Source organism: Peribacillus sp. P4_C12 (genome assembly GCF_056402095.1).
Genome location: NZ_JBFUIB010000174.1, coordinates 1 through 7,247, shown reverse-complemented (window position 1 = coordinate 7,247; position 7,247 = coordinate 1). Strand labels below are relative to the sequence as shown.

At 40.5% G+C, this 7,247-nt stretch carries 7 protein-coding genes and 1 pseudogene; 4 read left to right on the top strand and 4 right to left on the bottom strand.

The genetic code is table 11. The annotated features are described in order from the left end of the window. On the bottom strand, positions 1–1,187 hold a 1,187-nt coding region (gene glpK / locus AC1DUW_RS17670; protein ID WP_477643089.1), incomplete at its 3' end, for a glycerol kinase GlpK. A gap of 188 nt (positions 1,188–1,375) precedes the next feature. Here glpK and AC1DUW_RS17665 point away from each other — a divergent pair. Both AC1DUW_RS17665 and AC1DUW_RS17660 read left to right on the top strand, forming a co-directional pair. Then, complete coding sequence (locus AC1DUW_RS17665; RefSeq protein ID WP_477643088.1) at positions 1,376–2,167, top strand: TIGR00266 family protein; 792 nt, start codon at positions 1,376–1,378, stop codon at positions 2,165–2,167. A 65-nt stretch (positions 2,168–2,232) separates the two neighbouring features. Continuing rightward, the gene (locus AC1DUW_RS17660) at positions 2,233–2,463 is read left to right on the top strand and encodes a hypothetical protein (protein WP_098177509.1); all 231 of its coding nucleotides are present in this window, start codon (positions 2,233–2,235) and stop codon (positions 2,461–2,463) included. Between the two features lie 2 nt (positions 2,464–2,465). On the opposite strand, the gene AC1DUW_RS17655 is transcribed toward AC1DUW_RS17660, so the two are convergent. After that, positions 2,466–3,215, bottom strand: coding sequence for a glucose 1-dehydrogenase (locus AC1DUW_RS17655; RefSeq protein ID WP_053344857.1), 750 nt, complete (start codon positions 3,213–3,215; stop codon positions 2,466–2,468). A gap of 256 nt (positions 3,216–3,471) precedes the next feature. On the opposite strand from AC1DUW_RS17655, the gene AC1DUW_RS17650 reads away from it, so the two are divergent. Further along, on the top strand, positions 3,472–3,774 hold the full coding sequence (locus tag AC1DUW_RS17650; RefSeq protein WP_056527847.1) for a phasin family protein: 303 nt from the start codon (positions 3,472–3,474) through the stop codon (positions 3,772–3,774). A 15-nt stretch (positions 3,775–3,789) separates the two neighbouring features. Continuing rightward, entirely contained in the window at positions 3,790–5,460 is a 1,671-nt protein-coding gene (locus AC1DUW_RS17645; protein WP_053344855.1) for an ABC1 kinase family protein, read from the top strand. Between the two features lie 58 nt (positions 5,461–5,518). Here AC1DUW_RS17645 and AC1DUW_RS17640 read toward each other — a convergent pair whose 3' ends face one another. Together AC1DUW_RS17640 and AC1DUW_RS17635 are read right to left on the bottom strand one after the other, a co-directional pair. Continuing rightward, positions 5,519–6,451, bottom strand: coding sequence for a catalase family peroxidase (locus AC1DUW_RS17640; protein ID WP_477643087.1), 933 nt, complete (start codon positions 6,449–6,451; stop codon positions 5,519–5,521). 305 nt (positions 6,452–6,756) lie between these two features. Beyond that, a pseudogene (locus AC1DUW_RS17635) lies at positions 6,757–6,907 on the bottom strand (DUF4279 domain-containing protein); the annotation flags it as partial. Positions 6,908–7,247: the final 340 nt, after the last annotated feature.

Sequence of the window (7,247 nt, the reverse complement as noted above, 5' to 3'; positions counted from 1 at the left end):
ACCTCCATGGCGCTAAGGACATCTTTTGTCTGGTAGGCTAATGCTTCCAATGTTGCCCGGACGAAATGCTCCTTCGAAGTCCCCCTTGTTAACCCGAAAACCGCTCCTCGGACATCACTATCCCAATAAGGAGTACCAAGTCCAACAAACGCAGGGACTACATAGACCCCATCCGCTGAGGTAACCCGCTTTGCATACATTTCACTATCTTTCGATTCTTGCAAGATCTTTAATCCGTCCCTAAGCCACTGTATTGCTGAACCTGCGACAAAAACACTGCCTTCTAATGCATACTCGACTTTCCCGTTCAGGCCCCATGCAATCGTAGTCAACAGACCATGTTCAGATTTCACTGCCTGTTCTCCTGTATTCATCAGCATAAAGCACCCGGTGCCGTATGTATTCTTAGCCATTCCTTTTTCAAAGCATTCTTGGCCGAACAATGCGGCCTGCTGATCTCCTGCTGCTCCAGCAATCGGAATTTCATGTCCAAAGAAATGATGTGTGACAGTTTTCGCATAGACCTCTGAAGAAGGCCGAACTTCCGGCAGCATTGAATGAGGCACCTGTAAAATTTCGAGAATTTCTTCGTCCCACTTCAAATCATGAATGTTATACATCAGCGTTCTCGAAGCATTCGAATAATCGGTTACATGGGCTTTGCCACCTGAAAGCTTCCATATCAGCCACGTATCAATCGTGCCAAACAATAAGTCCCCGGCTTCTGCCTTTTCCCGAGCACCGTCTACATGATCGAGAATCCATTTCACCTTTGTCCCAGAAAAATAAGCATCAATCAACAAACCCGTTTTCTGTGAAAATAAATCACTGTGACCATCCTTCTTCAATTGCTCGCAGATTTCGTTGGTCTGTCGGGATTGCCAAACGATTGCATGATAAACAGGCTGTCCTGTTTCCTTATCCCAAACCACCGTCGTTTCCCGTTGATTCGTTATACCGATTCCCGCAATCTGTTCCGGCTTTACATTCATTTCCGATAGACAGGAAGCGATGACTGATAAAATAGAACCCCAAATTTCATTGGCATTATGCTCTACCCAACCAGGATTCGGGAAATATTGGGTGAATTCCTTTTGGGCAATATGCAAAACTTCACCTTTTTTATTAAATAAAATGGCCCGAGAGCTTGTTGTTCCTTGGTCCAATGATAATATATATGTCTCCATCGTTGTCTCCTCCTACACAAAAAGATCTATTTCATCTTCAGTGTCATGCTGTTTTAATATTTTCATTTTACTCGATATATCCCTGAAAATAAAAGATATAGAAAAGTGCCAGCTATAGATTGAAAAATATTGGCAGATTTATAGAATATCTTTTACAATAAAAATAGTTAAGATTGGAGGAATAGTAAATGAACAATCATGAAATAGATTTTAAATTACATGGTGATGATATGCAGTTTGTAGAAGTGGAATTAGATCCTCAAGAAACAGTAATCGCCGAAGCAGGAAGTTTGATGATGATGGAAGATCAAATCAAGATGGAAACTATCTTTGGTGATGGGTCATCAAGCCGTGATAGCGGAATGATGGGGAAGCTTTTTGGTGCTGGTAAAAGACTTCTTACCGGAGAAAGTCTTTTCATGACCGCTTTTACAAACGAAGGGTATGATAAAAAACGCGTTTCCTTTGCTTCACCCTATCCAGGTAAAATCATTCCCATGGATTTGAGTGAGCTCGGCGGAAAAATCATTTGTCAAAAGGATGCTTTCTTAGCAGCTGCCAAAGGTGTATCTGTCGGAATTGAGTTTCAAAGAAAAATAGGAACAGGCTTTTTTGGCGGTGAAGGCTTCATCATGCAAAAACTTGAAGGCGACGGAATGACCTTCGTTCATGCTGGTGGCACGATCCATAAAAAGGAATTGGCTGCAGGTGAGGTTTTACGTGTTGATACAGGCTGTTTAGTGGCTATGACTAGCGGCGTGGATTATAATATCGAGTTCGTAAAAGGCGTAAAAACGGCTTTATTTGGAGGCGAAGGTTTATTTTTCGCAACTCTAAAAGGACCCGGGACCGTCTGGGTACAATCATTGCCGTTCAGCCGTCTTGCCAGCCGTGTATTTGCTGCTATGCCGCAAAATGGCGGCTCTTCTGACGAAGGCAGTATAGCGAAAGGTTTATTCAATTTATTCAACGATAAATAATAACCGGACCTATGGCTGCCACTCTGACAGTCATAGGTCGGTCTATGAAAAGGATGGATAGCTAGATGCAGCTTGTTAAGTGGGCCTACATGAGACGCTATAATATCAAAGCAATTTTCGATCAATTTCCGAACTCTCCTGTTATTTTCCGAAAAATAAAAGATTACTATTTTATATATACCATACAATGGACAGCTGCTGATGCCCCTGTTGGCACTAAAGAGCTTGAAGAAATGGAACAGCTTCTCAACCGGGAGCTGGGAACTGAACTGCAATATCTCTATCGAAGAAAATAGGGTTATTCCTCGTATATCATTTTTCTTGTCATCCCGCCATCGACGATAAGGTTAACACCGGTAACGAAATCATTTTCTGATGCTGTCAAATAGAGACAGGCCCTTCCAATATCTTCTGGTTTACCAACACGATTGGAAAAATGCTGTTTATGATCCTTATCACTTAGCGCTTCATAATCCCCCGTTTCAATCCACCCCGGTGAAATCGAATTAACCGTAATATTCTCTTTGCTGAACGAAGCAGCGAGTGCATGAGTTAGAGCAACGATTCCACCTTTTGTTGCGGCATAGGATTCCGAATCCGGCTCTGACATAATTGCTCTTGTTGATGCCAAATTGATGATTGCCCCTCCCATTTCATTATCTCGCATGTATGTTGCTGCCGCCCGGGAACAAAGAAAAACACTTCGCAAATTCGTATTCATCATATCGTCCCATTCCTCAATCGTCAGATCATATAGAGATTTGAATAAAGCTTTCCCTGCATTATTAATTAATATATCAACTGTCTCGTATGTTTTTCGAGTAACGTCCATCAATTGAAGGATGTCAGCCTCCTTCCGAACATCCGTTTTTACGAATAACGCTTCATACCCTTTCTTTTTGAGTTCCTCTACAAACCGTACACCCTCCTGCTCGTCCAAATCTGCCAGAACGACCGAAGCACCATTTTCTGCGTATTCTTTCGCGACGCCTCTCCCTATTCCATTAGAAGCACCTGTTATAATCACTGTTTTTTTGGTAAAACTCATTATTTTTCCTCTCTTTCGCTACAAACTTTTTTCCTATCATAATATCCAAATAGCTTCTCTTCAAACACATCGCTAAAATATATGTCATATCTTTTACTTTATTATCAAAAATCAACAATCAATAAAACCCATTATATTTTAGTAGTAGTCCTTAATGATGTATGATAATAGAAACATCATGGTTTAACTAGGGTGAAGAGCACCCACTATTATCTTTCTTACAGTGTAAAAAATCTTATATTGGAGGAATGTAAAAATGGACTTATTAAAAAATGTGTTTTCCTTAGGCTTAGGTGCTGCCGCTGCTACAAAAGAACAAATTGAAAAAGCAGTTGACTCTCTTGTGAAAAAAGGGGATATCAGTAAAGAAGACTCTAAAGATCTTATTAAACAATGGGTTGAAAAAGGTGAACAAGCCCAAAAACAACTGGATGAGTCCGTCAAAGCTAAGGTCAATCAAGCACTTAATGGTTTGAATCTGGCAACCAAAGAAGAAGTTCGGGAATTAGAACGTCGGATAGTAATTTTAGAGCAAAAAAACCAAAACATACAACCGTGATCTGGAGGAACTTGAATGTTTGGCAAGCGACTGAAACACGCACAACGTTACCAGGAGATCATTAATGCCTTTTTGAAAAATGGCTTTGGTTATTTCATATACCGTTTGGGATTATCTGAAAGCAAATCCGCTTCGAAACTTCAACCCGATGAAAACCTGAACCTTCGTTCAATTGGGGAGCGGTTGCATACGATTTTACAAAGCTTGGGTCCTACATTCATAAAGCTTGGTCAGATTGCAAGTACAAGGCGTGATTTCGTTCCGGAAGAAATTGTCCGTGAACTTGAAAAATTGCAGGACCAAGTCACACCTTTTCCATTTGATAAGGTAAGAAAGATTGTTGAAGATGAATTGGGTGATTCTTTAGAGAACCTTTTTCTCGAATTTCATGAACTCCCTCTTGCAACCGCTTCGATTGGGCAGGTTCATGTTGCACGGCTTCCATCACAGGAAGTGGTAGCAATCAAAGTTCAGCGGCCTGATATTCTGCCGACAGTGGAAACGGATTTGGAAATTCTCGATGATTTAGCAAGACTGATGGAAGCACGCATTTCTTGGGGGCGACGATACCAAATCAGAAAAATGATTGATGAATTCGCTAAATCACTGCGGGCAGAACTCGATTATAACTCCGAGGGGCGAAACGGGGAAAAAATAGCCAAACAATTCATGAATAATCAAGGGATTAAGATACCAAGGATTCATTGGGAATTTTCAACAAAAAGAGTCTTAACCATGGACTTTATTCAAGGCATTAAGATCAATCATTATAAGCAGCTTGATGATGAAGGCTATGATCGTCGAAAAATAGCGGAAAGATTAGCGAATTCTATGCTTCAACAAATTTTAATTGATGGTTTTTATCACGGCGATCCGCACCCTGGCAATATCGTCATATTGCCGGGGAATATCGTCGCACTCATGGATTTCGGTATGGTAGGGCGTTTGGAGGATGAGATGAAATTTCAGTTCGCATCACTTGTCATCAATCTAAAACGGGGAAGTACCAATGGACTGATTAAGACACTCTCCGATATGGGCCTTCTTACAGACGAAACCGATATGATTGCGTTAAGATATGATATTGATGAATTGCGAATTAAATATTATGACATCCCATTGAGCCAGATTAGCTTAGGCGGAGCGGTCAATGACCTGTTTACAGTTGCTAATCAGCACCATGTCCAAATCCCTCCCGAATTCACGATGCTAGGTAAGGCTCTGCTTACCATGGAAGCCATTATCGAGGAATTAGATCCTCATTTCAGTATTATGAAGGCTGCTGAACCTTTTGGAGAAAGGTTGTTAAAAGAACGCTATAATCCAAAGAACATCGCCAAGAACACTTGGAATCAATTTGTCGAGACTGCAGAAGCCATGGCCGAACTTCCGAAGGATATTAGAGAAGTAACCGGTATTATTAAAAAAGGAAAATTGCGATTAGATATCAATATCCCCGAGCTTCAGGTGTTTTTACATAAACTTGATCAAATCTCGAACCGGTTGTCTTTCAGTATTATCTTGCTCGCCTTTAGCATAATCATGGTCGGCCTCATTATCGGCTCAGCAATAGGAGGGGAAACTCTTCTTCTTTGGAAAATACCAGTTATTGAAATCGGATTTGTCGTTGCAACCCTGATGTTCTTACTAATGCTTTATACCATTTTTAGATCAGGGAAAATGTAGACTCACGAAAAAAGAGAAAATCCCAATAGTAAGGATTTTCTCTTTTTCATGAATTCATTCATTGGTCATGTGTGCGTCGATCATATGAAACGGCATATACACTATGGCGAAAATGTAAGATCGGATCTTCCGAGCACTCAATGCCAGTGGTGATATTAGTTGGATCAAACAGTAAATTATCTGCAAAAGAATCCAATTTTTTTGTAATGGATAAATGCCCGACCGTGATTACCTGTTTATCTACGGACCAAACCACGGTTGGATCATCAGTTGGATCATTTTCTCCTCCTAATTGGATGTTCAATTTAAAGCCTATTGGACCTTGTTGGAGCCTCTCTTCCATATCTTCATTCAAATAATCTGACGAAAGCATGGCTACCTCCTCTTTTGCCAGCATACTCAGACCGGCATCTGGTTCCCACTGATACTTGATGGCCTGACGTCTTCCATCCGCGTTAATGAAATAGAATGCATGAATAGAATAGTACTGACACGTTGAAAAACTGGCAGGTGAACGCATTTCTTTTAGCATTTGAAGACTCGCTTTGCATTCTGGGTATTTTATAAATATTGTTGCAAGCTCTTTTAGGTTTGGAAAACCATCTTTTGCAGATTTGAAAAAGTTGACAATATCAACAAACGCTTCCGGTGTTTTCGCAAAAAATAGCGGAATGGTCACAGTGATAAGATCTGTCACCTCTCCGTCCGGTAATTGAAACTTGACAGCCATTCCCTTTACAGGTGAAAGAGCATCAGAATGACTGGGGATTGGGGAGCTGTTTGAAAAACGAATAGTTACCGGCACTGCTTCATTCTGAAGGTGCGCTGCCACCGTTATTGGAGCCGCTTTTCCGTTAGGGGTAAAAACCCCCTCATAGCCATTCCCCTTTGCATGCGCGCGCCGATACCCAGGAAATGTTCCTGCTACATTTTCAATAACATCTACTGCCCTACTGCCTAGCTCGGATTTCAGTTTTTTATTTTCCTCCATAACTACACCCTCTTTTGTAATACGAATAATTGTTCATTTGTATTACCTCTACCCATTATTCTATTTGCTTATACTATTTAAACTGGCTATAGCACATTCCGCTTAAATCCTTCTTTCACTACACAGCTATTTAATGAACAATAAAACGCCTGGAATAAAATCCAAGCGTTAAATATTATATTCGATTTACAGTTATAGAAGTTTCTCAATATCATTGATAATAAGGTCCCTCACCTTTAAATTGCCCTAAAGAAACTTCCTAACCATTAATACGCTCTTGCTGAAAAATCATAAATGCTCACTTTTTAACTAAATATATATATATCAAAATGGATTTCTGCTTGAATTAAACTAGTAAAATCTATAATGTTTTTCTGTATACTTTGCGGTTTTTTCGTTATTTTCCACTCGAATTACAATCATAGAAAGAAACGCTAAACCATATTTCTCTTTGAGTTGGTCTTCTTCTTGAACCAACGCCACTCGTTAGCTTAATAAGCTAGATAAAAAAATTAAAGCATAAACGCTACCCAAAAGTTTTCTTTTGGACAGCATCATCTAGATATTATTCGTTAATTTAATATTTACTGACTTTCTCAATACCCATACCCATGCCGGGAAACCCAATMCTCAAAATCCTATTCTAGGGCCAAATCCCATGCCGGGGCCGAATCCCATTCCAGGACCGAATCCCATTCCAGGACCGAATCCCATTCCAGGGCCGAATCCCATTCCAGGACCGAATCCCATTCCAGGGCCGAATCCCATTCCAGGGCCGAATCCCATTCCAGGGCCG

Bases quoted from the DNA above. Each gene is read 5' to 3' on its own strand.
- AC1DUW_RS17660 (WP_098177509.1), top strand. From the start codon at position 2,233: ATGCAGCTTGTTAAGTGGGCCTACATGAGACGCTATAATATCAAAGCA.
- AC1DUW_RS17665 (WP_477643088.1), top strand. From the start codon at position 1,376: ATGAACAATCATGAAATAGATTTTAAATTACATGGTGATGATATGCAG.
- AC1DUW_RS17640 (WP_477643087.1), bottom strand. From the start codon at position 6,451: ATGGAGGAAAATAAAAAACTGAAATCCGAGCTAGGCAGTAGGGCAGTA.
- AC1DUW_RS17655 (WP_053344857.1), bottom strand. From the start codon at position 3,215: ATGAGTTTTACCAAAAAAACAGTGATTATAACAGGTGCTTCTAATGGA.
- AC1DUW_RS17650 (WP_056527847.1), top strand. From the start codon at position 3,472: ATGGACTTATTAAAAAATGTGTTTTCCTTAGGCTTAGGTGCTGCCGCT.
- AC1DUW_RS17645 (WP_053344855.1), top strand. From the start codon at position 3,790: ATGTTTGGCAAGCGACTGAAACACGCACAACGTTACCAGGAGATCATT.